This window comes from Chitinilyticum piscinae, assembly GCF_015223195.1.
Taxonomy (GTDB): Bacteria; Pseudomonadota; Gammaproteobacteria; order Burkholderiales; family Chitinibacteraceae; genus Chitinilyticum; species Chitinilyticum piscinae.
In genome coordinates this window covers 39,804-64,640 of record NZ_JADFUA010000008.1, presented here as the reverse complement: position 1 = coordinate 64,640, position 24,837 = coordinate 39,804, and the positions used below count along the sequence as shown (strand labels likewise).

At 59.6% G+C, this 24,837-nt stretch carries 28 protein-coding genes; 14 read left to right on the top strand and 14 right to left on the bottom strand.

The window, feature by feature from the left end; translation table 11 throughout:
* Positions 1 to 126 precede the first annotated feature (126 nt).
* A complete protein-coding gene (locus tag INR99_RS13095; RefSeq protein WP_194116800.1) occupies positions 127 to 834 on the bottom strand; it encodes an SAM-dependent methyltransferase in 708 nt (235 codons plus the stop codon).
* Entirely contained in the window at positions 831 to 1,427 is a 597-nt protein-coding gene (locus INR99_RS13090) for a Maf family nucleotide pyrophosphatase (protein ID WP_308431496.1), read from the bottom strand. Before INR99_RS13090 ends, INR99_RS13095 begins: the two co-directional genes overlap by 4 nt.
* Positions 1,428 to 1,516: 89 nt before the next feature.
* Here INR99_RS13090 and INR99_RS13085 point away from each other — a divergent pair, with 89 nt between their 5' ends.
* From INR99_RS13085 to INR99_RS13045, 9 genes are all read left to right on the top strand, one after another.
* Positions 1,517 to 2,005, top strand: coding sequence for a YceD family protein (locus INR99_RS13085; RefSeq protein ID WP_194116799.1), 489 nt, complete (start codon positions 1,517 to 1,519; stop codon positions 2,003 to 2,005).
* Positions 2,006 to 2,042: 37 nt separating this feature from the next.
* A complete protein-coding gene (gene rpmF / locus INR99_RS13080; protein WP_028454261.1) occupies positions 2,043 to 2,219 on the top strand; it encodes a 50S ribosomal protein L32 in 177 nt (58 codons plus the stop codon).
* Between the two features lie 87 nt (positions 2,220 to 2,306).
* Positions 2,307 to 3,353 carry a phosphate acyltransferase PlsX gene (gene plsX, locus INR99_RS13075; RefSeq protein ID WP_194116798.1) on the top strand — a complete coding sequence of 349 codons (1,047 nt, stop codon included), beginning with the start codon at positions 2,307 to 2,309 and terminating at the stop codon, positions 3,351 to 3,353.
* A 21-nt stretch (positions 3,354 to 3,374) separates the two neighbouring features.
* Positions 3,375 to 4,331 (top strand): beta-ketoacyl-ACP synthase III, encoded by a 957-nt coding sequence (locus INR99_RS13070; RefSeq protein WP_194116797.1) that lies wholly within the window; start codon positions 3,375 to 3,377, stop codon positions 4,329 to 4,331.
* A gap of 59 nt (positions 4,332 to 4,390) precedes the next feature.
* Positions 4,391 to 5,320 (top strand): ACP S-malonyltransferase, encoded by a 930-nt coding sequence (gene fabD / locus INR99_RS13065; protein ID WP_194116796.1) that lies wholly within the window; start codon positions 4,391 to 4,393, stop codon positions 5,318 to 5,320.
* Between the two features lie 104 nt (positions 5,321 to 5,424).
* Positions 5,425 to 6,168, top strand: coding sequence for a 3-oxoacyl-ACP reductase FabG (gene fabG, locus INR99_RS13060; protein WP_194116795.1), 744 nt, complete (start codon positions 5,425 to 5,427; stop codon positions 6,166 to 6,168).
* 161 nt (positions 6,169 to 6,329) lie between these two features.
* Positions 6,330 to 6,566, top strand: a complete 237-nt coding sequence (acpP, locus tag INR99_RS13055) for an acyl carrier protein (protein WP_194116794.1) — start codon at positions 6,330 to 6,332, stop codon at positions 6,564 to 6,566.
* Positions 6,567 to 6,693: 127 nt separating this feature from the next.
* The gene (gene fabF, locus INR99_RS13050) at positions 6,694 to 7,935 is read left to right on the top strand and encodes a beta-ketoacyl-ACP synthase II (protein WP_194116793.1); all 1,242 of its coding nucleotides are present in this window, start codon (positions 6,694 to 6,696) and stop codon (positions 7,933 to 7,935) included.
* 271 nt (positions 7,936 to 8,206) lie between these two features.
* Positions 8,207 to 10,618: a DUF1631 family protein gene (locus INR99_RS13045; protein WP_194116792.1), complete on the top strand. Its 2,412-nt coding sequence runs from the start codon at positions 8,207 to 8,209 to the stop codon at positions 10,616 to 10,618.
* 64 nt (positions 10,619 to 10,682) lie between these two features.
* Here the strand turns inward: INR99_RS13045 and INR99_RS13040 are convergent, their stop codons facing one another.
* A complete protein-coding gene (locus INR99_RS13040) occupies positions 10,683 to 11,204 on the bottom strand; it encodes a lipocalin family protein (protein WP_194116791.1) in 522 nt (173 codons plus the stop codon).
* Positions 11,205 to 11,275: 71 nt separating this feature from the next.
* On the opposite strand from INR99_RS13040, the gene INR99_RS13035 reads away from it, so the two are divergent.
* From INR99_RS13035 to INR99_RS13025, 3 genes are all read left to right on the top strand, one after another.
* The gene (locus INR99_RS13035; RefSeq protein WP_308431495.1) at positions 11,276 to 12,571 is read left to right on the top strand and encodes an aminodeoxychorismate synthase component I; all 1,296 of its coding nucleotides are present in this window, start codon (positions 11,276 to 11,278) and stop codon (positions 12,569 to 12,571) included.
* Positions 12,568 to 13,434 carry an aminodeoxychorismate lyase gene (pabC, locus tag INR99_RS13030; protein ID WP_194116790.1) on the top strand — a complete coding sequence of 289 codons (867 nt, stop codon included), beginning with the start codon at positions 12,568 to 12,570 and terminating at the stop codon, positions 13,432 to 13,434. Before INR99_RS13035 ends, pabC begins: the two co-directional genes overlap by 4 nt.
* Positions 13,435 to 13,527: 93 nt before the next feature.
* Positions 13,528 to 14,427 (top strand): ankyrin repeat domain-containing protein, encoded by a 900-nt coding sequence (locus tag INR99_RS13025; protein ID WP_194116789.1) that lies wholly within the window; start codon positions 13,528 to 13,530, stop codon positions 14,425 to 14,427.
* Between the two features lie 58 nt (positions 14,428 to 14,485).
* Here the strand turns inward: INR99_RS13025 and prmB are convergent, their stop codons facing one another.
* Positions 14,486 to 15,394, bottom strand: coding sequence for a 50S ribosomal protein L3 N(5)-glutamine methyltransferase (gene prmB, locus INR99_RS13020; RefSeq protein ID WP_194116788.1), 909 nt, complete (start codon positions 15,392 to 15,394; stop codon positions 14,486 to 14,488).
* Between the two features lie 158 nt (positions 15,395 to 15,552).
* Between prmB and INR99_RS13015 the strand changes: the two genes are divergently transcribed.
* Complete coding sequence (locus tag INR99_RS13015) at positions 15,553 to 16,950, top strand: DEAD/DEAH box helicase (protein ID WP_194116787.1); 1,398 nt, start codon at positions 15,553 to 15,555, stop codon at positions 16,948 to 16,950.
* Positions 16,951 to 17,076: 126 nt separating this feature from the next.
* Here the strand turns inward: INR99_RS13015 and INR99_RS13010 are convergent, their stop codons facing one another.
* Together INR99_RS13010 and INR99_RS13005 are read right to left on the bottom strand one after the other, a co-directional pair.
* The gene (locus INR99_RS13010) at positions 17,077 to 17,418 is read right to left on the bottom strand and encodes a hypothetical protein (RefSeq protein WP_194116786.1); all 342 of its coding nucleotides are present in this window, start codon (positions 17,416 to 17,418) and stop codon (positions 17,077 to 17,079) included.
* Between the two features lie 69 nt (positions 17,419 to 17,487).
* A complete protein-coding gene (locus INR99_RS13005; protein ID WP_194116785.1) occupies positions 17,488 to 17,799 on the bottom strand; it encodes a DUF2322 family protein in 312 nt (103 codons plus the stop codon).
* Between the two features lie 129 nt (positions 17,800 to 17,928).
* Between INR99_RS13005 and INR99_RS13000 the strand changes: the two genes are divergently transcribed.
* Positions 17,929 to 18,381 (top strand): EF-hand domain-containing protein, encoded by a 453-nt coding sequence (locus tag INR99_RS13000; RefSeq protein ID WP_194116784.1) that lies wholly within the window; start codon positions 17,929 to 17,931, stop codon positions 18,379 to 18,381.
* A gap of 10 nt (positions 18,382 to 18,391) precedes the next feature.
* Here INR99_RS13000 and INR99_RS12995 read toward each other — a convergent pair whose 3' ends face one another.
* The 8 genes from INR99_RS12995 to INR99_RS12960 form a co-directional block, all read right to left on the bottom strand.
* Entirely contained in the window at positions 18,392 to 19,390 is a 999-nt protein-coding gene (locus tag INR99_RS12995; RefSeq protein WP_194116783.1) for an HD-GYP domain-containing protein, read from the bottom strand.
* A 61-nt stretch (positions 19,391 to 19,451) separates the two neighbouring features.
* Complete coding sequence (gene iscX, locus INR99_RS12990; protein WP_194116782.1) at positions 19,452 to 19,646, bottom strand: Fe-S cluster assembly protein IscX; 195 nt, start codon at positions 19,644 to 19,646, stop codon at positions 19,452 to 19,454.
* A gap of 65 nt (positions 19,647 to 19,711) precedes the next feature.
* The gene (gene fdx / locus INR99_RS12985) at positions 19,712 to 20,050 is read right to left on the bottom strand and encodes an ISC system 2Fe-2S type ferredoxin (protein WP_194116781.1); all 339 of its coding nucleotides are present in this window, start codon (positions 20,048 to 20,050) and stop codon (positions 19,712 to 19,714) included.
* A gap of 14 nt (positions 20,051 to 20,064) precedes the next feature.
* Positions 20,065 to 21,921: a Fe-S protein assembly chaperone HscA gene (hscA, locus tag INR99_RS12980; protein WP_194116780.1), complete on the bottom strand. Its 1,857-nt coding sequence runs from the start codon at positions 21,919 to 21,921 to the stop codon at positions 20,065 to 20,067.
* A gap of 152 nt (positions 21,922 to 22,073) precedes the next feature.
* Positions 22,074 to 22,604 (bottom strand): Fe-S protein assembly co-chaperone HscB, encoded by a 531-nt coding sequence (gene hscB / locus INR99_RS12975; RefSeq protein ID WP_194116779.1) that lies wholly within the window; start codon positions 22,602 to 22,604, stop codon positions 22,074 to 22,076.
* 87 nt (positions 22,605 to 22,691) lie between these two features.
* A complete protein-coding gene (iscA, locus tag INR99_RS12970) occupies positions 22,692 to 23,015 on the bottom strand; it encodes an iron-sulfur cluster assembly protein IscA (RefSeq protein ID WP_194116778.1) in 324 nt (107 codons plus the stop codon).
* Between the two features lie 67 nt (positions 23,016 to 23,082).
* Positions 23,083 to 23,463 (bottom strand): Fe-S cluster assembly scaffold IscU, encoded by a 381-nt coding sequence (gene iscU / locus INR99_RS12965; RefSeq protein ID WP_028452109.1) that lies wholly within the window; start codon positions 23,461 to 23,463, stop codon positions 23,083 to 23,085.
* Between the two features lie 151 nt (positions 23,464 to 23,614).
* On the bottom strand, positions 23,615 to 24,826 hold the full coding sequence (locus tag INR99_RS12960; protein WP_194116777.1) for an IscS subfamily cysteine desulfurase: 1,212 nt from the start codon (positions 24,824 to 24,826) through the stop codon (positions 23,615 to 23,617).
* Between the last annotated feature and the right edge of the window lie 11 nt (positions 24,827 to 24,837).

Sequence of the window (24,837 nt, the reverse complement as noted above, 5' to 3'; positions counted from 1 at the left end):
GGTGAGCCTGCTGCTTTCGCCAGCCGCCGAGCCGGATGGGGTGTCATTTTGCCCGTGGCTTCCTGGGTATGAGCTCCTGTTTATTTCATTTTGAGGTCTGGGTGTCGATGGGGGGGCGGGTATGGGTCAGGCAAACAGCACGAATACGGTCGGTTTCTTGTGCAGATCCGGTGCAGGCTGGCGCTGCCAGTCGCTGATGCGATGGCTTTGCAGGTATTGATCCGGCAGGCTGAGATTGCAGGCCACCGTCAGTAGCGTGCCGGGGCGCGCGGTCGCCAGCAGCGCCTCGAAGAGTGCCTTATTGCGATAAGGAGTTTCGATAAACAGTTCGGCCTGCTTTTCCTTGTGCGAACTGGTTTCCAGTGCGCGGATCGCCGCGATCCGTTCGGTGTCGCTGGTGGGCAGGTAGCCGTTGAAGCGGAATTTCTGGCCGTTGGCGCCGGAGCCCATCAGCGCCAGCAGAATCGAGGAGGGTCCTACCAGTGGTTGCACACGGATGCCTTGCCGATGCGCGAGTCGCACCAGATTGGCGCCGGGATCGGCCACGCCGGGGCAGCCAGCCTCACTCATCAGGCCGACATCGTGGCCAGCCAGTAGTGGCTCCAGCAGGTTGGCGAGTTCGCTGTCCTTGCTGTGCTCGTTCAACTCCTGCATCCACAGGCTGCGCAATTCGTGCGGAGTACCAAAGAGCTTGAGATGGGCGCGCGCCGTTTTCGGGGCCTCGACAATGAAATGCGTGAGCTCTTGTGCAATGGCGATCACATCCGCAGGCAGGATGTCGCTCAACGTGTCGCCACCCAGCGGGGTCGGGATCAGATAGAGGGTGCCGCTCATACCAGTTGCACTCCTTCTTCGAGTAGCATCGCGGTGAGGGCGATCATCGGCAGGCCAATGATCGCTGTCGGGTCGCTGTTGTCGATGCGCTCGATCAGGATGACGCCCAGGCCTTCCGTTTTCGCGCTGCCGGCACAGTTGTAGGGTTGTTCGTGGCGCAGGTAACGTTCGATGGTGTCGTCGCTGTACTGGCGCATCGTTACCCGGGTGATGTCGACATGCGTCTGGGTGGTGCCACTCTGGCTGTTGTACAGCGCCAGTGCGGTATGGAATTCAATGCTGCGTCCGCGCATCTGCTGCAGTTGTGCCACGGCACGCTCATGCGTGCCCGGTTTGCCTAGTTGTACCCCGTTCAGCAGCGCGACCTGGTCCGAGCCGATCAGCAAGTGGGCGGGGAAACGGGATTGCAATGCCTGAGCCTTGGCAATCGCCAGCCGCAGGCTGGTGGCGTGTGCACTCTCTCCGGCCTGTGGTGTTTCGTCCACTTCGGGGCTGGCGACCTCGAACGGGTAGGCCAGTCGTTGCAGTAATTCGCGACGGTAGGGTGAGGTCGAGGCCAGTACCAGTGGCAGAGTGGCTTGTTTTTGCGACATATAATCGGTGCTCCGGGGTTACGGAAGCTTTTGACAGCTCAACGGCGGGCATTGTATCATGCGCGGTTTCTCGGTGACCCAGGCTTGCCATGTCGGTGATTGATAGCGCAGAATTCGCGGTTTCCCGTGCGCGGATGTCCGGGCAGGTTGCGGTTGCGGAGCTGTCCCGCCTGGCCGAGCTGGTGCTCGATCCGGTTGCGCAGCTTGACTGGGAGCTGGAAGGTGGGGTCGACAAGCTGGAGCGTCCCTGGCTGTATCTGGCCGTGTCTGGCGAGCTGCAGCTCGCCTGTCAGCGCTGTCTGAAGCCGATGCGCCTGCCGGTCAAGTGCGAAACCGTGCTGACGCTATTTGCCGACGAGTCCGCCATTGATGAGGCGGAAGCCGCCGACGAAGACCTCGAAGGTATGGTCATTGATCCGGAGCTGGATGTGCTGGCTCTGGTGGAAGAAGAAGTATTGCTGGCGCTGCCGTATGCGCCGCGTCATGAGGTGTGCGCCGAAGGCGATGTCACCATCGTGGCGGAAAAACCGAATCCGTTTGCTGTCCTGGCTCAGTTGAAAACCAGGAAAGCGGAATAACTGAAACTGAAAAACTGGTTTTCAAGGAGTAGTAATCATGGCCGTTCAACAGAACAAAAAGTCCCCGTCCAAGCGTGGCATGCATCGCGCTCACGATTTTCTGACCGCTCCGGCGATCGCGGTTGACGAGCGCGGCACCGTGCATCGTCCGCACCACGTTAGCCCGGATGGCTTCTACAAGGGCCGCCGTGTCGTTAAGGCCAAGGGCGAGTAATTCAATAATCCTTGCGCAAGCAAAGGGTTACGCTAACGGCGCAAGCAGGATTTCCTGTTTGCGCCGTTCGTCATTCTGGAAAGCCTGATGGAAATTACCATTGCCGTAGATGCCATGGGCGGTGACCATGGTACGCATGTCACCATCCCCGCCGTGCTGCGCTTCCTGCGCGAGCATGCCGATGTGGACGTTGTTCTCGTCGGCTTGCCCGATGCGATCACGGCCGAGCTGAAGGCGCGCAAGGCCGAAACCGGCCCGCGCCTGCGCCTGCATCCGGCCAGCGAAATCGTCACCATGGATGAATCGCCGCAATCGGCGATGAAGAACAAAAAAGATTCGTCGATGCGTGTGGCGATCAATCTTGTCAAAACCGGCGAAGCCAGTGCCTGTGTGTCGGCCGGCAATACCGGTGCACTGATGGCCACTGCCCGCTTCGTGCTCAAGACCATTCCCGGCGTGGATCGTCCGGCAATCGCCAAGATGCTGCCAACTCGGAAGGGTGGGGAGACCTGTGTGCTTGATCTGGGGGCCAATGTGGATGCCACCTCCGAGCAACTGGTGCACTTCGCCATCATGGGGTCGGCGCTCTATTCGGCCGTACAGCATGTACCCAGCCCGCGTGTCGGTCTGCTCAATGTCGGTGAAGAAGAAATGAAGGGTAACGAGCAGGTGAAGGGGGCGGCTGAGCTGCTGCGCCGCACGCACCTGAACTTCATCGGCAATGTCGAGGGCGATGATCTGTATAGTGGCAATGTCGATGTGGTTGCCTGCGATGGTTTCCCCGGCAATATCGCACTGAAGGCATCGGAAGGCCTGGCCAAGATGATGTCCGATTTCATCAAGGAAGAGTTTAACCGTAGCCTGCTCACCAAGCTGATCGGGCTCGTTGCTTTGCCTGTACTCGGGCGCTTCAAGAAGCGTGTCGATCCCCGGCGCTATAATGGCGCATCGCTGCTGGGCTTGCGCGGCATTGTGATCAAGAGTCATGGCGGTGCTGATGAGCTGGCTTTTTACTGGGCGCTCAAGCAGGCGCTGGAAGAGGCGCGTGCTGGTGTGATCCAGCGAATTACCGATCAGGTGCAGCAGCAGCTGGCCGATCTCAGTGCTGCGCCGGCTGACGCCGTGCAGGCCTGACGAATTCACCAAGGAGTGCTTATGTTTTCACGCATTGCCGGTACCGGCAGCTATCTGCCGGCCAAGGTGCTGAGCAATCATGATCTGGCGCAGCGGGTCGATACCAGCGATGAATGGATTGTCGCGCGAACCGGTATTCATCAGCGCCATATTGCAGCTCCGGAAGAAATGACATCGGACATGGCCCTCAAGGCGGTCGAAGCTGCGCTGGCCAGTGCCGGCGTCACTGCCGAAGACGTTGATTTGCTGATCGTGGCGACCACCACGCCGGACAGCATTTTTCCGTCGACTGCGTGCATCCTGCAGGAAAAGCTGGGTGTACATGGTTTTCCCGCATTTGATATGCAAGCGGTGTGTGCAGGCTTTGTCTATGCGCTGACCACTGCGGACCAGTTCATCAAGAGCGGCGCGTCAAAGTGTGCCGTCGTTGTCGGCGCAGAAAAGCTCTCGAATATCGTCAACTGGGACGACCGCAATACCTGCGTACTGTTTGGCGATGGTGCCGGGGCAGTGGTGCTGAAAGCCGATGCCGAAACTGGCATTCTGGCTACCCACCTGCATGCCGACGGGCGCTATAACGGTATCCTGAAAACGCCGGGGCGTGCGGTTGCCAACGCCATTGACGGTGAAGCTTATATCCATATGGATGGCAGTGCTGTGTTCAAGTTTGCCGTAAAGGCGCTTTCAGCCGTTGCCGAGGAAACGCTTGCCAAAGCCGGTCTGGCCAAGGAAGCCATTGACTGGCTGGTGCCGCATCAGGCCAATATCCGCATCATCGAGTCCACTGCCAAGCACCTGCATCTGTCGATGGAGAAGGTCATCGTGACTGTTGGCGAGCATGGCAATACTTCGGCTGCGTCGATTCCTTTGGCGCTGGATGCCGGGGTGAAAAGCGGCCGCATCCAGCGCGGACAAACCATTCTGATGGAAGGCATTGGTGGCGGGTTTGCCTGGGGTTCGGTGCTGGCCCGTTTCTGATTAACTGATTTGATCATGCAATGGGCGAGCTTTGCCCGTTTTGCAGCTAGGAGCAGAAAATGTCGCTTGCGTTTGTTTTTCCGGGGCAAGGTTCGCAATCCCTGGGCATGATGGCCGGTTTTGCCGATGATGCCAGCGTGCGTCAGACCTTCGAAGAAGCCAGTGCGGTTCTGGGGCAGGATCTGTGGGCCATGTGCCAACCGGATGCTGATGCGGCGGTGATCAATGCCACCGTCAACACCCAGCCATTAATGTTGACAGCCGGCGTGGCTGTGTTCCGTGCATGGACTGCGCGGGGTGGAGCGCTGCCGGTGGTAGCTGCAGGCCATTCGCTCGGTGAATACACCGCGCTGGCCTGTGCCGGCTCGATCGCCTTCGCTGATGCAGTGCGTCTGGTACGCCTGCGCGCCGAAGCGATGCAGGCTGCGGTACCGGAAGGTGTTGGTGCCATGGCGGCGATTCTTGGGCTGGCCGATGCCGATATTATTGCTGCTTGCTCAGAGGCTGCGCAGGGGGAAGTGGTCGAGGCGGTCAATTTCAATTCGCAGGGACAGGTCGTGATTGCCGGTAACAAGGCGGCGGTCGAGCGTGCCATGGGTCTTTGTAAAGACAAGGGGGCCAAGCGCGCGCTGCCGCTGCCGGTATCGGTACCATCGCACTGCGCGCTGATGAAGCCAGCCGCCGAGAAGCTTGCTGCCGCGCTGGCCGGCATTGCCGTTTCAGCTCCGACTTTCCCGGTGATTCACAACGCTGATGTCGCCGCCTACACCGATCCGGCCCAGATTCGCGATGCCTTGACGCGGCAGCTGTATCAGCCGGTGCGCTGGGTCGACACCGTGCAGAAGATGGCTGCCGATGGTGTATCGGTGATTGCCGAATGTGGTCCGGGCAAGGTGCTGGTTGGGTTGAACAAGCGTCTGGCCGCCGAGGCGCAGCATGTGGCGCTGACCGGGCTGGCCTCGTTTGACGAGCTGAAGGCTGTAATCTAAGGGTATGGGGCTGAGGCCAGCTTAAGTGCTTGCCTCTGGCTATATACGTTACGATCTATATGCTGCTCCCGCATGGATGGGTGCACACACGAAGGGGATTTTCGATGAGTCTTGCAGGCAAGATCGCGCTGGTTACCGGCGCGTCCCGTGGCATCGGTCAAGCCATCGCGCTGGAACTGGCCAGCCAGGGGGCAACCGTAATCGGCACCGCAACCAGTGACACTGGCGCAGATGCCATTACCGCTTATCTGAAGGCTGCCGGTGCCCAGGGTGCGGGCATGCGGCTGAATGTGACCGAAGCAGGTGCCTGCGAAGCCATCATCAGCGCGATCGAGAAGGAGTATGGTCCGGTCGCCATTCTGGTGAACAACGCCGGCATTACCCGTGACAATCTGCTGATGCGCATGAAGGATGAAGAATGGGATGCCATCATGGATACCAATCTGAAGCCGGTGTATCAACTCAGCAAGGCGGTCATGCGCGGCATGATGAAGGCGCGCTGGGGGCGCATCATCAATATCGCTTCTGTAGTAGGCGCAACCGGTAATGCCGGCCAGACCAACTATTCCGCGGCCAAGGCCGCGCTGTTCGGCTTTACCAAGTCGCTCGCGAAGGAAATCGGTAGCCGCGGTGTAACCGTGAATGCGGTGGCGCCAGGTTTTATTGATACCGACATGACCAAGGTTCTGCCGGAAGAACAGAAAGCCAAGTTGCTGGAGAACATCGCTCTGGGTCGTCTGGGCGAGCCCAAAGAAATCGCCGATGCCGTTGGCTTCCTCGCCAGCGATCGTGCCTCGTACATTACCGGCAACACCATTCACGTGAATGGCGGTATGTTCATGAACTAAATGCGACGAACGTCTGGCGACGGTTTGCAAGCCGCCAGTCGTACGTTAGACTGCGCCCATTTGACCGAATGCAAATACGTGCTGCTACACGCGCGCGGTTTTTTTGGTAGAATGCGGTCGTTTTTTCATCCACACAGCTAGGAAGCTTGGGAAACAAATCCATGGAAAACATCGAACAACGCGTTAAGAAAATCGTAGCCGAACAACTTGGCGTACCGGAAACCGACGTCAAGATCGAGTCGTCCTTTGTGAACGACCTCGGCGCCGACTCCCTTGACACCGTTGAACTGGTGATGGCCCTCGAAGAAGAATTCGAGTGCGAAATCCCGGACGAAGAAGCTGAAAAGATCACTACCGTTCAGCAAGCTGTTGACTACGTTACTGCTAACCTGAAGTAAGCAGTTTCGTTCCCAGACCTCTGCCCTGGCCCTGAACCGGCTGGCGCAGGGGTCTTATTGCATTGGCGCTCCGTCAGCGAAGCGCGCCCGGCACGATAGTGCCGGTCTAGTTCTGGAGAATTCCACCGTGTCCAAACGCAGAGTAGTAGTTACCGGTCTGGGTCATGTGTCCCCGGTCGGCAACGACGTTGCCACCGGCTGGGCCAACCTGCTGGCCGGCAAGTCCGGTATTGGCCGTATTACCCGCTTCGATGCCAGCGATCTGGCGTGCCAGATTGCCGGTGAAGTCCGCGATTTCGATATCAGTCAGTACATCAGTCCGAAAGATGCCCGCCGCATGGATCTCTTTATCCATTTCGGCATTGCAGCCGCTCTGCAGGCGGTTGCTGATTCCGGGCTGGACGATGTCGCCGGCCTCGACAAGACCCGCGTGGGCGTGAACATCGGCTCCGGTATCGGTGGCTTGCCGCTGATCGAAAATACGGGTGTTGACCTGATGGAAGGTGGCCCGCGCAAGATCGGCCCGTTCTTTATTCCAGGCTCGCTGATTAATCTGATCGCCGGTCATGTGACCATCCTCAAGGGCTACCAGGGCCCCAGCTACGGTATTGTTTCTGCCTGCACGACCGGCGCTCACGCCATTGGCGATGCTGCGCGCATCATTCAGTACGGCGATGCCGACGTGATGGTGGCCGGCGGAGCCGAGGGGGCCATTTCGCGTCTGGGCGTGGGCGGCTTTGCTGCCATGAAGGCACTGTCTACCCGCAATGACGATCCGGCTAGTGCTTCGCGTCCGTGGGACAAGGGGCGTGATGGTTTCGTGATGGGGGAAGGCGCTGGTGTGCTGGTCCTGGAAGAATACGAACACGCCAAGAAGCGTGGTGCCAAGATTTACGCCGAACTGATCGGTTTCGGCATGAGCTCGGATGCGCACCACATCACCGCGCCGAACGCCGAAGGCCCGGCGCGTGGCGTAGCCAATGCGCTGCGTGATGCAGGTGTGAATCCGGATGATGTGCAGTACGTGAATGCGCACGGTACCTCGACCCCGCTGGGTGACGCCAACGAGACCAATGCGCTGAAGCTGGCGTTTGGCGATCATGCCAAGAAGCTGGTGGTGAACTCGACCAAGTCGATGACCGGTCACCTGCTGGGTGGCGCGGGCGGCGTCGAGGCGATCTACTCGATCCTGGCCATCCACAATCAGGTGTCACCGCCGACCATCAACTTGGTCGAGCAGGACATCGATGCTGGCTGCGATCTGGATTATTGCGCCAACACCGCACGCGACATGAAGATCGACGTGGCGATCTCCAATTCCTTCGGTTTTGGTGGTACCAACGGCACGCTGGTTTTCAAACGCGTCTGAGCACGGAGCTCCCGAAAAAAGCCACCCGAAGGGTGGCTTTTTTCTTGGCTTCCTTGCATGGCATGGTTCGGCCATCCATATGGTGCATTGTAAGTGTGTCGTAGGCTCCCGCAGCAGCTATGCTGCAAGTGGAACACCATGCCGGTGCTGGCGGTGCATCTATGCAGCCAGGCGGCTGACTTCTGCGCTGTACGGCTATACAGTGATTCCCTGATCCTTACTATAATCACGTCCGGCCCGATGCCGCTCACATGACCAATTACGAGTTACCATGGATCGAAACGAACTGCTGACTGCAACCCGGACGACATTTTTGCGCGCGTTCAATGCCGCAACGGCCGGCCTGACCAACAAGGCGGCAGAAAATCTGTTCAACCGGGCATCGCTGGCGAGCAATCTGGTCGAGCAGCGCGAGCTGCTCGATATCCGTGCTGCGCTGATGGCGAATGAAGCAGCCGTCCGTGAAGCGATTGCATCATCCATGGAGCGCCTGCTCAATCGCAGTTATCAGACGGCATACAGCACATTCAGACCCTCCTTTTCCGAAGCGTTTACCCAGCAGACGCTGTCACTGGTTGATGTCTCGGTCTTTGATGGTGAATTGCACATCGATGACATCACGACGCGGATGCGCAACAGCGCTGAAGAGCAGTTGCGCGATCTGAATATCCGCATGGCGGTGCTGTTCGATCAGGACAACATCAATGAGCGGGAAAACCCATTCCGCCCGTATCTGCTCACGCGCAGCCTCAGCCTGGCCATTGAGCAAATCGGTCTCACGCCTCCACAGCAGGATGTATTGACGTCGGTGCTGGCTACCGAGCTGATGCCGCAAGTGGCGACGATTTATGAGGCGCTGAACCGCTTGCTGGCTGAGCGAGGCATCGCTGCACAGCTGCAGTTGCGGGTGCGGCAATTGCCTGGACGAATGCCCGCTGCGCCAGGCGGGTTTGCCGAACCATCGGCAGGAGAGGCTGAACAGGCCGCCGCATATGACCACACCTTGCCAGAGCTTGGCGGGGATAGCCCGCTGCCCTTGCCGGCGGTGGAAGGGCAGCGTTTTAACCGCTTTCTCACCTTGGTGCGAGCCAGTGCCAGTGGGCAGCCTCAACAAGCGCTTTCTGCCGCGCCGTCCGGCCATCCTGTGGCCGGGTATGCCACGGATGCGGGATCTGCTGGCTTGCTGGGCGGCTGGCTTGGCAGTGTGCAGGGGATCGGGCAGGCCGTGCGGCAGTTCTTCTCCGGCCAGATGCTGGGCGAGCGGGTCGGAATGCCAGCCAGTGCATCGCTGACCAGCTCCATTGAACAGTTGCAGCAGCGCACCCAGCTTGCAGTCAGTGCACCGCTGAACGAGTCAGGCGAAGTACGCAACCTCATTCTGGAAATGCGCCCGCAACTGACCGAGGCGACCAGTGACCTGAATGAGCAGATGATCATCGACATCGTCGGGATGCTGTTCGAGTTTATCCTGCGCGATACCCAGGTTCCGGCGGAAATCCGTGCCCAGTTGGGGCGCTTGCAGCTGCTGGTGCTCAAATCTGCGCTACAGAACCCGGCGCTGTTCTCCCAGAAGCATCATCCGGCTCGACTGCTGGTCAACCGCATCGGTTCGATCGCCCAGGGGTTGCAGCAGTTGGATCCCGGTGCTGAGCGGGTTACCGCTGAAATTCGTCGCATTATTGAAGCACTTCTCTCTGGCGAAGAGGACGATCTGACGCTGTTTGCGCGGATGCTTGATGAGCTGGATGCCTTCATTGCCCGGGAGCTGCGGGCAGCTGACGAGCGCGTCGAGCTGGCGGCCAAGGCGATGGAAAGTGCCGAGAGCCGAACACTGCGCTATGCACGCATCAGTGCGCAGACGGCCGATGCGCTCGCCGACTTTACGCTGGATGCGCAGTTGCGCGATTTTCTGGTCACGACTTGGCCTTATGCCATCGAGCGTGCCGAGCGTGCCGATGCGGTGCAGGCCTTGCGCTTTCGCATGCTGGTTCCCGAGGTGCTCTGGAGTATTGCACCCAAGACCGAGCGTATCCAGCGGCAGGCCTTGCTGGCACTGATTCCGACGCTACTGGGCACCTTGAGTGAAGGGCTGCAATTCACCCCATGGAGCGCAACGCAGCGGCAGACGTTCCAGGGCTGGCTGGTTGATGCACACCGCCATGCTCTGCGGATTTCCAGCAGCACGGCGCAGGTGCCGACCATCGAGGCATTGCGGGCGCACTTTACCGATTTTATCGGCCAGAGTGCGGCGGAAGTCGATAGCAGCAATCTGGTCAGGCTTGATGAGGTCAATCCGGCGTTGCTGCAGGAGGCGATGCACGAGATCAATGCCGAGTTCAGCAAGATCGACTTGCCGCTTGGGCAGGATGAGGCGGAGCCCGAAGGTGATGCGACACTGGCCGAGGCGGAATCGGCCGCTTTGCTGGCGCGGCTGCAGGCCGGGCTGCGAATCGAAATCAACCTTACCGGCAGCATGGTGCCGGCAACGCTGTGCTGGCTCAATGCGGGCGAATCGCAATTGCTGCTCAAGCTGGCTGACCGCGATGAGCCCAGCATGCTTGCTGCCGCCGCGTTCCGCCGACTGCATCGCAGCGGCCGCCTGCGCCTGCTGGAAACCGAGCCGCTCTTCGAGCGGGCTCTTGCCGCGCTGGTGGCTACTGCAGATACGCTGGATCAGGATTGAGTGAGTAACTGTGGTGGGTATAGGGATGCAGCTCGGCATTCATAACCACTACAGGCTTATACCCCTACTGTTGCTGGCCATGTGCCGTGTAGCGCAGCCGCTCCAGTGAATAACCTTGTCCGATGGCGGATGTCAGTGCCGCGTCTAGCAACGGTTGTTCGAGTTGCGGGGTGCGGCTAAGCAGCCACAGATAGTCCCGGCTGGGGTGGCCGACAACCGCCCAACGATACTCCGGATCCAGCCCGATCACCCAGTAGTCGCCGTAGAAAGGCCAGAAGAACGTCACGCGCAATTTACTGTTATTACTCCCGGCGACGACCTTGGCGCGGCCTTCCGCGCTGTCAATGTCGCCGCTGGCCGTACGGCAGCGATTGATGACCCGCACCAGCCCATCCTCGCGCATGCTGTATTCGGCAGTCGTGTCCGCAGTGCATTGCGCCTGAAAGCGCATCGGGAACGCGGCGATTTCATACCATTTGCCTAGATAGCGGCCCAGGTCGACGGCTGGCACGGTCTGCACTTCAGCGGCCAGCGCCATGGTGCTGCAGACGGTGAAGAGCAGGGCTGCGAGAAAACGCGTGGGCATGGGAAATTCCTCAGTGGCAATAGGGTGCGATCTTGGGTTGTTGCTGTGGATTTCAAGCTAGAATGCGCGCCATGTCTACCATGATTCATACCCTCCCCGGACCTGCGGGGCTTGATCTGGCCGCGTTGGCGGCCAGGCATCCTGCTGCCTTTCCGGGCTTGCTGCAATCCGCTCGTGAAACAGGCTGGGATATCCTGTTTGCGCTGCCACAGGAATCGCGGGTCTACCGCAGTGGTGAAGGTGCGGCGTTCGTCAGCGATCTGGCTGCCTTGCCACGCTGTAAGTCGCTGGGCAGCACTTTGCCATTTCATGGCGGCTGGCTGGTGTATGCAGGGTACGAGCTGCTGGAAAGCTTCGAACCCAGCGTGCCGCAGCGGGAAGCCGATGAATACCCGCTGGCGGCCCTAATCCGTTGTCCGGCGGCAATTGTCTGCGATCGTTCCAGCAAGGCGGTGACGCTGCTTGCCGAAACGCCACAGCTGCTTGAACAACTGGAGTCCCTGCTTGTGGCCGGGGAATGGCAACCCAATCCGCTGCAGCTGGCTGCCATTCGTGAAGATGACGAAGCGGCCTTCCTGGCCGGGGTAGAGCGCTGCAAGCAGTACATTTACGAGGGTGATGTCTTCCAGGTCAATCTGTCGCGTGGCTGGAATGTGACGTTGGCGCAGGGTAGTGCCGATGACTTGTTCGCGGCGTTGCGCCAGGCAAATCCCGCGCCCTTCTCGGCATTGCTGCGACTCGGCGATTGTCAGATTGTCAGCTCCTCTCCCGAGCGGCTGGTGCGCTTGCGAGACGGAGTGGTCGAAACCCGGCCAATTGCCGGTACCCATCCGCGCTCGACCGATCCGCAGGAAGATGCCCGCCTGAAGCAGCAACTGATTGATACACCCAAAGAACGGGCCGAACACATCATGATCGTCGATCTGGAGCGCAATGATCTCGGGCGGATCGCCGTTCCCGGGAGTGTGCATGTCGATGAGTTGATGGCCGTTGAGACGTATGCGTTTGTACACCATATCGAATCGAATATCCGGGCACATATCCGTGAGGGTATGTCGGCCGCGGATGTGTTGCGGGCGCTATTTCCCGGTGGCACGATCACTGGCTGTCCCAAGGTGCGCTGCATGCAGATCATCCGCGAGCTGGAAGACCGACCGCGCGCGGCCTACACCGGCAGTCTGGGCTACATCAACCGCGATGGTTCGCTCGATCTGAACATCCTGATCCGTACCTTCATGATGCGTGGTGACACCTTGTATTTCCGGGCTGGAGCCGGAATCGTGGCATATTCGGATGCGCAGCGGGAGCTGCAGGAAACGCGCCACAAGGCTCGAGGGCTCCTACGTGCATTGGGGGTGCTGGAATGAAATTGCTCAATGGTCAGCCCTCCGAAATGTTGCCGCTGGCAGACCGGGGGCTGCAGTTCGGTGACGGTGTATTCCGTACGTTGCGACTGGAGCACGGAGTAATGCCCTTCTGGTCGCGGCACTACGCCAAGCTGGCGGCTGACTGTGCCGTGCTCGGGCTGTCTTGTCCGGCAGAGGCGCTGCTGCTCGAGGATATCCGCCAGTTGGGTGTCGATTCGGCCACGATCAAGATCATCATCACCCGGGGGGAGTCCGCGCGGGGTTACGCGATCCCGGAGGGCTGCCAAGCTAACCGGATTGTCCAGGCCACCGGATTGCCGGCTTATCCAGCGGAATACTACAGTCAGGGCGTAGCGGTTCGGCTGTGCGCGACTCGCGCCAGCTGGCAGCCGGCACTGGCCGGCGTCAAGCATCTCAATCGGCTGGAAAATGTGCTGGCACGGCGAGAGTGGCAGGATCCGGCCATTTTCGACGGACTCTTGCTGGATCGCGATGGATTCGTCGTCGAAGGCGTGTTGAGCAATATACTGCTGTTGGATCAGCAGGGGCGGGTACTCACCCCGTTACTGCGCAGTAGTGGTGTGGCGGGCGTCATGCGGGCGATCGCGCTGGAACTGTTTGCCGCGCAGGGTTATACGGTGCAAGAGCAGGAAATTCCGGTGCAGACGCTGCTGGCGGCGCGGCAGATCTGGCTAAGCAATAGCCTTTTTGGTCTTCTGCCGGTACGGCAGCTGGGGGAAAGGCAGTGGATTGTCGATCCGCTCGATACGCTGTTGCAAGAGAAGTTGCAACACGCCGCCGAGAATGAATTCCTGAGGCTTGAACTGCCGCAGGATCCTGCCCGTCAGGGGCAGAGGAAGTAGCGCAGTTTCAGTCTGAACGGTGTCAACTCAGTCTTGCACTGTACTTGCAGCGTTCTAGACTGAATCATCCTCAATCAAGGGTGACGCGGGACCATGAACGACAATCTTCTGCACTTGCTGGGCGGTGATGAGGCTCAGTATCCGCATGCACTGGGCGAAAAATATCCGCGCATTATCGAACGTCTTGTCTCCTTGTGGGGCACGCCGGATGTACTGGTGTACCTCAATGGCCTGATTTTCGATCAGCGCGGGGGACGCGAGGGCTTTCCCGAAGACGCCGCCAAGGATCTCTTTCATCTGAATGACTGGATCCGCTCGCATATGACAGAAGCGATGAAGCAGCAGGCTGCTGGCAGGCTGTCGCATTTTGATGATGTCTGGGAAACCGCCGAGATGCTGCAGGGGGAGAAGCGCAGCAATGAAGTGGCCATGCTGCCGGAGACCCTGCTCGAAGCCGGTCAGCGTGGTGATATCGAAGCAATCCGCAAGCATCTTGATGCCGGGCTTGGTATCAACAACATCGCCGGGCCAAATGAACAGACCGTGCTGCATGGTGCCTGTGGGTATGGCCATGCACATTGCGTCGAATCGATTCTGCGTCTGGGCGGGCAGGTGGGAAGCAAGGATGCCGCTGGGCGTAGCCCTTTGCATCTGGCCGCACAGGCAGGTAGTGCCGATTCGATCGAATTGCTGCTGGCTGCAGGGGCTGACATCAATACGGTAGACAAGGAGGGGCAAACTCCACTTCATCATGCGGTTCAGTCAGGCAAGATGCGCTCGGTTGTGCAGTTGCTGGAGGCGGGGGCTGCTTTGAATGTTCAGGATGTCAGACAGAATGCCCCCTTGCACTTGGCGGTGCTGGCCAAGCAGTCGCGCATGGTCGAATTGCTGCTGAGTTATGGTGCCGAGCGCACCTTGGTCAATGCCGACGGGCATACGCCGTTGGAGCTGGCTCTGATGAGCTCGGATACGCGTTTGCCGGGTCTGTTCTGAATGTATTTGCCCATGAAAAAAGGCCCGAATGGGCCTTTTTTCATGGGGGAGGTGGGGCTCAGTAGCCTGCCTCTTCGAGCATTTCACGCGTCAACAGGAACACGAAGCCATCACCTGACTCGGTGTCCAGCCACACGAACGGCAGTTCGGGATAGTGGGCTTCCAGGACATCACGGTTGTGACCAATTTCAACCACCAGCACGCCGAGCGGATTGAGGTAGGTGGTCGCCGACTCGATAATGCGGCGGGTGATATCCAGCCCATCTTCGCCGCTACCAAGTGCCATCTCTGGCTCGTGACGGTATTCGTCGGGCAGTTCGTCCATGCTGTGGGCATCGACGTAAGGTGGGTTCGAGATGATCAGGTCGTACTTTTCACCTTCCAGCGGCTCGAACAGATCGCCGTCGAGCAGATCGATGCGCTCGCCAAAGTGGTAGTCGGCGACGTTGATTTCCGCCACATCCAGTGCGTCCGGGCTGAGGTCGACAGCATCAATCTGGGCATCGGGGAAGTAGTCGGCCAGCAGGATCGCCAGGCAGCCCGAGCCGGTGCAAAGGTCCAGTGCGCGGTGGATCAGTTCCGGATGCTCGATCCAGGGATCAAGTCCGCCAGCGGCCATGATTTCGGCAATGAAGGAGCGCGGCACAATGGTGCGTTCGTCAACATAGAAGCGGTATTCGCCCAAGAAGGCTTCGTTGGTCAGATATGCGGCAGGTTTGCGCGTTTCGGCGCGAGTCTGCAGGGTCGTCAGCACCTGATCCAGCTCTCCGGGGAGCAGTTTGGCGTCATATACGGCTTCAAGGCGATCCAGCGGCAGCTTCAGGGTGGCCAGAATCAGATAGGCCGCCTCATCCCAGGCATTGTCGGTGCCGTGGCCGTAGAACAGTTCGGCGGCCTGGAAGCGGCTGACCGCAAAACGGTGCAGATCGCGTATCGTGGTCAGCGTGGTGCGAGCCTGGTCGAACATGGCGCTCTCCTTAGGTTGAATGGCCGTCAGTGTAGAGGCTATTCCTTGCCGAGGCTATGGCTTTCTGTGTCGTGGCGCCCCATATTGTAAGGTAGGCAGGGGAGGGCGCTTCGTGTAAAATCAAGTGCTTATTTTTTGCACACTGGAGTGACCGCAGGATGACATTCGCAGCGCTCGGCCTGGCGCCGGAACTGCTCAAGGCCGTGAGCGAACAGGGATACGAGAATCCGACACCGATCCAGGCTGCAGCCATTCCCGTGGTGCTGGCAGGGCAGGACGTGCTCGGAGCTGCCCAGACCGGCACCGGCAAAACAGCCGCGTTTACCCTGCCCATCCTGCAGCGATTGCTGCGCCACGCCAGCACCAGTGTTTCACCGGCCAAGCACCCGATCCGTGCGCTGGTGCTCACGCCGACCCGCGAGCTGGCTGATCAGGTGCATGACAGCGTCACCCAGTACGCCAAGTACAGCAATCTGCGCAATCACGTGGTTTATGGCGGTGTCGACATCAAGGGGCAGATTCCGGCGCTGCGCAGCGGTGTTGAGATTCTTGTCGCAACACCGGGGCGACTGCTCGACCACATCGAACAGAAAACCGTGAATCTCTCGCAAGTCGAGATTCTGGTGCTGGATGAAGCTGACCGCATGCTGGACATGGGCTTTATTCTCGATATCCGCCGCATTTTCAATCTGTGCAGGGCTCGCAAACAGACCCTGCTGTTCTCGGCGACCTTCGCCCCGGAAATCAAGAAGCTTGCCGATGACTTCATGAAGTCGCCGCAGCTCGTGCAGGTCGAGCGCCAGAACTCCACCAATGAATCGGTGAAGCAGGAATTGCATCCGGTCGAAACCGGCCGCAAGCGGGCGCTGCTGGCCCATCTGATCCGCCTGCACGACATGGCGCAGGTGATCGTCTTTACCCGCACCAAGCAGAATGCTGACCAGCTTTCACGTGATCTCAAGCGCGACGGCTTTGCCGTTGAGGCTATTCACGGCGATCGCGACCAGCGTGCACGCATGGAAACACTGGCCGGTTTCAAGGAAGGCCGAGTCAAAGTGCTGGTGGCGACCGATGTGGCCGCGCGTGGACTGGACATTTCCGATCTGCCTTTCGTGGTGAATTTCGAGTTGCCGAACAACCCGGAAGACTACGTGCACCGTATTGGCCGTACCGGTCGTGCCGGCGCAACCGGTGTGGCGATTTCGCTGGTCGCTCCGGAAGAAGAAAAGGCCTTCGACCAGATCAAGAAACTGATCAAGAAAGAGCTGGCGTTGATTCCGGTGCCGGGCTTCTCGCCGGGTACCGAGCCACTGTATTCCCCCCGCCGCGAAGAGCGTGGAGAGCGGGGCGCACGCGGTGAGCGCGGCAGTAGTCGCGAGCGTGATGGCCAGCGCCGAGAGGGCGTACCCGAACGTGCGCCGCGCCGCGAACGTGATGCTGATCCACTGGCCGGTGTGGTATTCCCGAGCAATCTGCCCCCGCTTCCCAAGCGCCCGCAGAAGCAGATCGCCGCGCTCTTTCTGCCGCCGCGCCCGCCACTACCACAGGGCGAGTAGCTTAGTATTTCCCGGCATTGGCTGGGGCATCAAAATGCCGCGCATTGCGCGGCTTTTTGATGGGTATGGTGGCTAATCGGGCAATTGATATCGGCTGTGGCGTGATGGCCGGCTAGGTATGCCGCATCAGATAACACCGAGAAATCCAAGTGCCAGTACAGCCAGGGCGCTGATGGTGAGTGCTCCGATGATGGCATTGATGCCGAACAGCAGGCGGATGGCGGTGGAGTCGATGCGACGGTAGCGTCCGCTGCGGGTCAATGCCCATATATCACCGACAAAGGCCATTGCCTGGTCCTGATCGACCCACCAGGTCTGGCTCTGTGTGCGCTCGAACAGGGTGCAGTAATTCCGCTCCACATAGTCATACAGCAGGCGCGACAGGATCAGCATCAGGAAAAAACCACCGAGGGCCGTGCTGACGCAGGCCGGCAGCACGACATCCACAAAAAAGCCGGGTGCAGTCATGATTTCCCTTCAGGAACGAACATGCATTCAGCATGGCGTGTCCGGGCGGCGCCGGTTTGTCGCATCTTGCTATTTTGCGATCAGGCGTACCGCAAAAGGTTGTGCAGCATCCACGGCGAACAGGCGATCAATGTTCGGGTGCTTGCCCGGGTTGGCTCGCGCATCCTCGGTGTGCTCCGCATACAGACGCAAGCCCTTGTCGGCAGCTACTGCATTGATGCAACCGAATTCCTGATACAGCGCGTGGTAGACCCGCAAACTGCCGGCCTGGCCTTGCTTGTTTTCCATGCGGGCCTGAACGGTATCGCCGTGCAACAGTTCCAGTGCATCCAGGTGATCGATAGCTGGCAGGCTGGCGAGATTCTCGGCAAAGTTGCTCATGAGTTTACTCCGTGAAAAGTCACAAAGGCGGCGAGCATAGCGCAAGTGCTGTCAACGGGGTAGCAGCATGCCGCGTTAATCGCTCATGCCGGCCGGCTGGATACATTTTCATATTCCAGGAGCAAGACCATGAACAAGCTGATCATCGCAGCGATAGCTGCCAGTGTTTCCCTCTCCGCCTTGGCTGCCGCGCCCGCCGCGACGCCTGCCTGTCCGCAAAAACAGATGCAGGGTGATGTCAGTCGCGCGGATGCACTGAAACGGGCTGGCGAACATTTTGACTTGATGGACAAGGATCATAACGGGGTGGTGACTCAGGCCGAGCGCCAGACCTGGCGAGACAGTATGCGCGAACAATGCCCGCGTGCGGGCAAACATATGGCGAGCGGGCCGCGCGGGCAGGGCAAGATGATGCCAAAGGGCGATCTGACGCGTGCCGAGGCCCTCAAACATGCCGAACAGATGTTTGATCGCGCCGATGCCGATCATAACGGCGTGGTGACGCAAGCAGAGCGACGCGCCATGCACCAGCAGATGCGCGAGAAACGTCAGGCCGGCGCCGGGCAGGATACGCTCTGGTAAGCCGCGAAGCTCAGGCTGGGGCGCTTTCCGTACTGGTCGCTGTGGGCAAGTGGGCATCAGGACCCCAGACCCGCGTCAGACTGATCGGTCCGGGGGCTCCCTGCAGGTCGATTACTTCCTGGATGCTGAATTCCAGCTCGTAGCTGTCCCGCAGGCGCAGCGTGCTTGCTGCACTTCCTTCGGCGGTGAACAGCTGGATCAGCAAGGGGGTTTCCAGAGTGCGTCCGGCACTTTGAACCATGCAGATTTCGCCGTTTACCAGTCGCACCAGTGCGCCTGGCGGATAGGGACCCAGCGTCTGGGAAAATATCCGCCCCAGCTTGCCATCTACCGACTGCAGGGAGCTGCCCAAAGCCGACAGCAGAGCGACATCAGTCTGCTGACCGCGTCGCCAGGCATTCTTGGACAGCATTGCACAATAACGATCCGCAAGTCCGATGAGACGGGCTTCGAAGAGCAGTTCATCACCACTGAGCTGCTGTGGATACCCCGAGCCATCCGGAGCTTCATGGTGTTGCAGCACGCACTCCAGCCAGGCCGCATCGGCGACACCCAGTTCGCGCAGCAGATCACGACCGTTGGCAGGGTGCAGCTGGATCAACTGGCGCTGCGCCTCGCTAAGTGGTGTGCTTTGCTGCGCCAGATCTTTCTGCAATTGATGCATGGCGATATTCATCGTCAGCGCGGCGGCAACGATGGGCATCCGCTCGTCATCACGCCAGCCCAATGCCTTTAGCACCTGCTCCACCAGCACCGCCACATTGCAGGCGTGACGGCTCGGGTAGTCCCCCTCCTGACACAGCAGAATACTGGCAATGGCCAGATCGGGATTTTCGCGGCAGGCTTCCTGAATGCTGTAAACGCATTGACGGATCAGCTGCGGGAGTGTTTCGCCAAAGCCGTGAGGGTTGTCGAGCATCTGTCCCAGCAGCTTGCGCAGGCCGAGCAGCCGCGCCAGTGCAGAGATGCTGGATGGATCCGGGGAGGATGCGATGCGCGGCGAAGCCATGAATCACCTTTTCTGCTGCATTATCAGTTGCTAATGGATAGTTGCAGCAGTTTAAGGGCAATTACTCAGCTTCGTCCATCCATGCCAGCTGAATGGCCTCGAGGATTTTCTCGCCGCAATGTTTAGGGTCATCGCTGAAGCCATCAAGTTCGAGCACCCACTGCATCAGATCGGTAAAACGCACGGTTTTGGGGTCGATCTCCGGAAATTTCTCGGCCAATTCGATGGCGATATCGCGGCTGTCTGTCCATTTCATGACTCGTCTCCAGTGGGTATCTAGCTATAACCAAGTATTATCAATGTCTTGCTGCGTATACCTGTTTAGTGGTGCTCACGCGCATGGTTGATGGTGTATTTCGGCAACTCGACCACCAGATCAGTGTCGGCCACGACGGCCTGACAGGATAAGCGCGAGCAGGCTTCTAGTCCCCAGGCTTTGTCGAGCTGGTCTTCCTCCAGCTCATCGGCTTCATTCAGGCTGGAGAGCCCTTCACGCACCAGTACATGGCAGGTGGTGCAGGCACAGGATTTTTCGCAGGCGTGCTCGATTTCAATATCGTTGGCGAGCAGGGCATCGCAGATGGTGGTGCCCGGTTCTGCGTCAATGACCGCACCTTCGGGGCACAGCGCGGCGTGTGGGAGAACTACGATCTGGGTCATGTAGGTTGTCCTGATTAGAGTTCGGCAATGTTCTGGCCGGCCAGACCACGCCGCACTGCGGCGTCCATCCTGCGGGCAGCAAAGTCGCTGCTGGCCTGATTCAGTGCCTCGGCAGCGATACGTATCGCGTCGGCATTGTCCTGCGCGCTCAAATGACGCAGGTTGTCCATGCTGGTGCGGATCGCGGATTGTTCCTCGGCGCTGATCAGGTCGCCATCACTGGTCAGCGCCACGTCCAGGGCATTGAGCAGGCTTTCGGCTTCCACGCGTGCTTCGCCAAGCTTGCGCGCCTGCATGTCGTCCTGGGCATGTGCCATTGAATCCTGCAGCATGCGCGCGATGTCATTGTCCGCCAACCCATAGGAAGGTTTCACAGTAATGCTGGCTTCGACTCCGGTCGACATTTCCCGTGCCGCCACGCTTAGCAGACCGTCGGCATCAACCTGGAAGGTAACCCGGATGCGGGCTGCCCCGGCCACCATGGCCGGAATGCCACGCAGCTCGAAACGTGCGAGGCTGCGACAATCGGCGACCAGTTCGCGTTCACCCTGCAGAACATGGATGGCCATCGCGGTCTGGCCATCCTTGAAGGTTGTGAATTCCTGCGCGCGAGCCGTCGGAATGGTCGAATTGCGCGGGATGACCTTTTCTACCAGCCCGCCCATGGTTTCCAGACCCAGGGATAAGGGAATCACGTCCAGCAGCAACCAGTCATCATCACCCTTGTTGCCGGCCAGCACATTGGCCTGCATCGCTGCACCCAGCGCGACAACCTTGTCGGGGTCGAGGTTGGTTAGCGGTTCCTGGCCAAACAGCTCGGCCACGGCGCGCCGCACGTGCGGCATGCGGGTTGCTCCGCCGACCAGCACCACGCCCTTGATGTCAGCCGCAGTGAGCTTGGCATCACGCAGTGCCTTCTTTACCGGCAGCAGTGTCTTTTGCACCAGATGTGCGGTGAGTTGCTGGAAGTCGTGGGCAGTCAGTTCCTGATCGATGACCTGGCCGTCGGAGAGGACGGCAGTAATGCGCGTGCTGTCGTGTTCGGTGAGTGCTTCCTTGGCTTCGCGGGCACGGGTTAGCAGCAGCCGCTGATCCTGTGCCGAGGGGGTCATCAGGCCGGCTTGCTCCAGCACCCAGCAATACAGGCGGTGATCGAAATCGTCGCCGCCCAGCTGAGCATCGCCCGAGGTGGCGCGCACTTCAAATACGCCGCGCGATAGTTCCAGCACCGATACGTCAAAGGTGCCGCCGCCCAGGTCGTAGACCACGAAAGTGCCTTCGGCGCCATTATCCAGTCCGTAGGCAATGGCCGCCGCCGTCGGTTCATTCAGCAAGCGCAGGACGTTCAGCCCGGCAAGCCTGGCTGCATCCTTGGTGGCTTGGCGCTGCGCGTCGTCGAAATAGGCCGGAACGGTGATGACCGCGCCGACCAGTTCGCCGCCAAGGCTGGCCTCGGCCCGGGTCTTGAGGGTTTTCAGAATGTCCGCCGAGACTTCGACCGGGCTTTTTACACCGGCACGGGTCACGAGCTTGAGCATGCCCGGTTCGTCGACGAAGCGGTACGGCGTGGCCAGTTCGCCGATGTCGACCAGTCCGCGTCCCATAAAGCGCTTGACCGAGACAATGGTATTGGCGGGATCATCGTTCTGGCGCGTCTGGGCACTGCGGCCGACCAGAATTTCGCCATCGCGACCATAGTGGACGACGCTGGGCAGCAGGCTCTTGCCGTCTTCGTCGCGCAGGCAGCTGGCGCTGCCGCTTTTGACAGAGGCGACGAGGGAATTGGTAGTGCCCAGATCAATACCGACGGCCAGCCGGTGCTGGTGTGGGGCGGCGGAGAGTCCGGGTTCGGAGATTTGCAGCAAAGCCATTGGCTGTCGTCCTGTGTGCTTGGCTCAGATTCTAATCGTCAGTCACGGGTATATTTCCGGAGGCTTTTATCCATAAGACCTTGAGCTTGATGCTCTGGTCGGTATCTCCGTGACTCAGGGCTGGAATCTGGGGGTCAATGATATTCTCGTGCTTAAAACATCACGGCTTCGATCGCGTCGCCGATTTCCTGGTCGAGCTTTTCCAGGAAGCGCAATTTGCGCACGGAGGTACTGGCTGCATCCCACTGCGCCGCATCCAGTTGACCGCCGAGTAGTCCCTCCAGTGCAGCAATTTCCTCGCGCAATTCGCTATTGAGGCGTTCGAGCTGATCAAGATGGCGGCTGGCACGGGCAGAGGCAATCGCCTCGCGCCATTCCATTTGCTGCATCAGGAAATCCATCGGCATAGCGGTATTGGTGTCTTCCTGCGTATCCACCCCGTTCAGGCGCAGCAGGTAGCGGCCGCGTGCCAGCGGACTCTTCAGTGTCTGCCAGCCTTCATTGACGAAGGTCGAGGCTTGCAGCGACAGCCGGCGGGCGCTGTCATCTTCGCTGGCGTAGCGATCCGGATGCCATTGTGCCTGCAACTCACGGTAGCGGCGGTCAAGTTCGGGGGTATTCAGCGCAAAGCGTGGCTCGATACCGAATAGCGAGAAATACGTCTGGTTGAAATCAAACTGCATGGCAGGGCCTGTTCAAAAACATTCACCACAGTCCGGACGGGGCACATTGGCGCCCGATCCGGCTGTGGTGTCAGTGGGTATTGCCGATCAGACGTGGAAGCTTTCGCCGCAGCCGCACTCGTTCTTCACGTTCGGATTGTTGAACTTGAAGCCCTCGTTGAGGCCTTCCTTGGTGTAGTCCAGCTCGGTGCCGTCGATGTAGGGGAGGCTTTTGGCATCGGTGAAAATCTTCACGCCGAAGCTCTCGAACACCAGGTCGTTCTCGGCCTGTTCATCAACGAACTCCAGCTTGTAGGACATGCCCGAGCAGCCGGCGGTCTTGACGGCCAGCCGCACGCCCAATCCCTTGCCGCGCTTGGCGAGAAAGTTGGCGACGTGTTTGGCGGCGCTTTCGCTCAGAGTGAGTGCCATTGCTATACCTTTATGTGTAACCACCTGCGGGCTTTTAAATATCTCGGCCGCAGGTATATACCTTCAATTAGCCGTGCTTCTTCTTGTAGTCTTCTACTGCTGCCTTGATGGCATCTTCGGCAAGAATCGAACAGTGGATCTTCACTGGAGGCAGAGCCAGCTCTTCGGCAATCGCGGTGTTCTTGATGGCCAGTGCTTCGTCCAGCGTCTTGCCCTTCACCCACTCGGTAACCAGCGAGCTTGAGGCAATTGCCGAGCCGCAACCGTAGGTCTTGAATTTCGCGTCCTGGATCACGCCATCTTCACCGACCTTGATCTGCAGCTTCATCACGTCGCCACAGGCCGGCGCGCCGACCATGCCGGTGCCAACCGTGTCATCGCCCTTGTCAAAGGCGCCGACGTTGCGCGGGTTTTCGTAGTGGTCGAGGACCTGTTCGCTGTATGCCATTTTGTGTACCTCCAAGTTCTATCCGCATTGATCGCGCACATCCGGGTAATTTGGCCGGGTCGCGGTGTCCTGCAAGGCGCGGTGTCGCGCAGTTTACTGCTGTAAGCAAGCGGCAACGCAACGCCGCAGGGCGCTGCGAGCCGGATCAAATTTAGTGGGCGGCCCACTCGATGGTGGAAATGTCGATGCCTTCCTTGTACATGTCCCACAGCGGCGACAGTTCGCGCAGCTTGCCGATCTTGGCCTTGCACAATTCGATGGTGCGGTCGATGTCTTCCTCAGAAGTAAAGCGGCCGATGGTGAAACGGATCGAGGAGTGTGCCAGTTCGTCGGAGCGGCCCAGTGCGCGCAGCACGTAGGACGGCTCGAGCGAGGCCGAGGTACAGGCCGAGCCACTGGAGACGGCCAGATCCTTCAGCGCCATGATCAGCGACTCGCCTTCCACGTAATTAAAGCTCACATTCAGGTTATGCGGCACACGCTGGGTCATGTCACCATTCAGGTGAACTTCCTCGATTTCCTTCAGGCCGTTCCACAGGCGGTCACGCAGTGCGCCGATGCGGACGTTCTCGGTGTCCATGTCCTCGCGGGCAATACGGAAGGCCTCACCCATGCCGACGATCTGGTGCGTGGCCAGTGTGCCGGAACGGAAGCCGCGCTCATGGCCACCGCCGTGCATCTGGGCTTCCAGGCGTACACGCGGTTTGCGGCGGATGTACAGTGCGCCAATCCCTTTCGGGCCGTAGGTTTTGTGCGCGGAGAAGCTCATCAGGTCAACTTTCAGCGCATTCAGGTCAATCTTCACCTTGCCGGTGGCCTGTGCCGCATCGACATGGAACAGGATTCCCTTGCTGCGGCACAGCTCGCCGATCCCTTCGATGTCCTGGATGACGCCGATTTCGTTGTTCACGAACATCACCGAGATCAGGATGGTATCGGGGCGGATCGCCGCTTCCAGTGCTTTGCTATCGATCAGGCCGTTTTCCAGCACATCGAGGTAAGTGACCTCGAAGCCTTCACGCTCCAGCTCGCGCATCGTGTCCAGAATCGCCTTGTGCTCGGTCTTCACCGTGATCAGATGTTTGCCCTTGGTCTGGTAGAAGTGGGCAGCACCTTTCAGCGCGAGATTGTTCGATTCGGTCGCGCCGCTGGTCCAGACGATTTCCTTCGGATCACAGTTCACCAGCGCGGCAACCTGCTCGCGGGCTTCTTCCACGGCGGCTTCGGCTTCCCAGCCATAAGGGTGGGAGCGGCTGGCCGGGTTGCCGAACAGCTCGGTGAGGTAGGGGATCATCTTGCTGGCCACGCGGGGATCAACCGGCGTGGTGGCGGAGTAGTCGAGGTAGATCGGTTTGCTGGTCATGGTACCGGTAC

What these genes read in the sequence shown, in the direction of transcription:
- plsX (WP_194116798.1), top strand. Translation starts at nt 2,307, where the DNA reads ATGGAAATTACCATTGCCGTAGATGCCATGGGCGGTGACCATGGTACG.
- rpmF (WP_028454261.1), top strand. Translation starts at nt 2,043, where the DNA reads ATGGCCGTTCAACAGAACAAAAAGTCCCCGTCCAAGCGTGGCATGCAT.
- INR99_RS13005 (WP_194116785.1), bottom strand. Translation starts at nt 17,799, where the DNA reads ATGAGCAACTTTGCCGAGAATCTCGCCAGCCTGCCAGCTATCGATCAC.
- INR99_RS13090 (WP_308431496.1), bottom strand. Translation starts at nt 1,427, where the DNA reads ATGTCGCAAAAACAAGCCACTCTGCCACTGGTACTGGCCTCGACCTCA.
- INR99_RS12960 (WP_194116777.1), bottom strand. Translation starts at nt 24,826, where the DNA reads ATGACCAGCAAACCGATCTACCTCGACTACTCCGCCACCACGCCGGTT.
- INR99_RS13085 (WP_194116799.1), top strand. Translation starts at nt 1,517, where the DNA reads ATGTCGGTGATTGATAGCGCAGAATTCGCGGTTTCCCGTGCGCGGATG.
- INR99_RS13000 (WP_194116784.1), top strand. Translation starts at nt 17,929, where the DNA reads ATGAACAAGCTGATCATCGCAGCGATAGCTGCCAGTGTTTCCCTCTCC.
- INR99_RS13070 (WP_194116797.1), top strand. Translation starts at nt 3,375, where the DNA reads ATGTTTTCACGCATTGCCGGTACCGGCAGCTATCTGCCGGCCAAGGTG.
- iscU (WP_028452109.1), bottom strand. Translation starts at nt 23,463, where the DNA reads ATGGCATACAGCGAACAGGTCCTCGACCACTACGAAAACCCGCGCAAC.
- INR99_RS13045 (WP_194116792.1), top strand. Translation starts at nt 8,207, where the DNA reads ATGGATCGAAACGAACTGCTGACTGCAACCCGGACGACATTTTTGCGC.
- prmB (WP_194116788.1), bottom strand. Translation starts at nt 15,394, where the DNA reads ATGTTCGACCAGGCTCGCACCACGCTGACCACGATACGCGATCTGCAC.
- fdx (WP_194116781.1), bottom strand. Translation starts at nt 20,050, where the DNA reads ATGACCCAGATCGTAGTTCTCCCACACGCCGCGCTGTGCCCCGAAGGT.
- INR99_RS13025 (WP_194116789.1), top strand. Translation starts at nt 13,528, where the DNA reads ATGAACGACAATCTTCTGCACTTGCTGGGCGGTGATGAGGCTCAGTAT.
- fabD (WP_194116796.1), top strand. Translation starts at nt 4,391, where the DNA reads ATGTCGCTTGCGTTTGTTTTTCCGGGGCAAGGTTCGCAATCCCTGGGC.
- hscB (WP_194116779.1), bottom strand. Translation starts at nt 22,604, where the DNA reads ATGCAGTTTGATTTCAACCAGACGTATTTCTCGCTATTCGGTATCGAG.
- iscX (WP_194116782.1), bottom strand. Translation starts at nt 19,646, where the DNA reads ATGAAATGGACAGACAGCCGCGATATCGCCATCGAATTGGCCGAGAAA.
- INR99_RS13035 (WP_308431495.1), top strand. Translation starts at nt 11,276, where the DNA reads ATGTCTACCATGATTCATACCCTCCCCGGACCTGCGGGGCTTGATCTG.
- INR99_RS13095 (WP_194116800.1), bottom strand. Translation starts at nt 834, where the DNA reads ATGAGCGGCACCCTCTATCTGATCCCGACCCCGCTGGGTGGCGACACG.
- INR99_RS13015 (WP_194116787.1), top strand. Translation starts at nt 15,553, where the DNA reads ATGACATTCGCAGCGCTCGGCCTGGCGCCGGAACTGCTCAAGGCCGTG.
- INR99_RS12995 (WP_194116783.1), bottom strand. Translation starts at nt 19,390, where the DNA reads ATGGCTTCGCCGCGCATCGCATCCTCCCCGGATCCATCCAGCATCTCT.
- pabC (WP_194116790.1), top strand. Translation starts at nt 12,568, where the DNA reads ATGAAATTGCTCAATGGTCAGCCCTCCGAAATGTTGCCGCTGGCAGAC.
- INR99_RS13010 (WP_194116786.1), bottom strand. Translation starts at nt 17,418, where the DNA reads ATGACTGCACCCGGCTTTTTTGTGGATGTCGTGCTGCCGGCCTGCGTC.
- INR99_RS13040 (WP_194116791.1), bottom strand. Translation starts at nt 11,204, where the DNA reads ATGCCCACGCGTTTTCTCGCAGCCCTGCTCTTCACCGTCTGCAGCACC.
- acpP (WP_194116794.1), top strand. Translation starts at nt 6,330, where the DNA reads ATGGAAAACATCGAACAACGCGTTAAGAAAATCGTAGCCGAACAACTT.
- hscA (WP_194116780.1), bottom strand. Translation starts at nt 21,921, where the DNA reads ATGGCTTTGCTGCAAATCTCCGAACCCGGACTCTCCGCCGCCCCACAC.
- fabG (WP_194116795.1), top strand. Translation starts at nt 5,425, where the DNA reads ATGAGTCTTGCAGGCAAGATCGCGCTGGTTACCGGCGCGTCCCGTGGC.
- iscA (WP_194116778.1), bottom strand. Translation starts at nt 23,015, where the DNA reads ATGGCACTCACTCTGAGCGAAAGCGCCGCCAAACACGTCGCCAACTTT.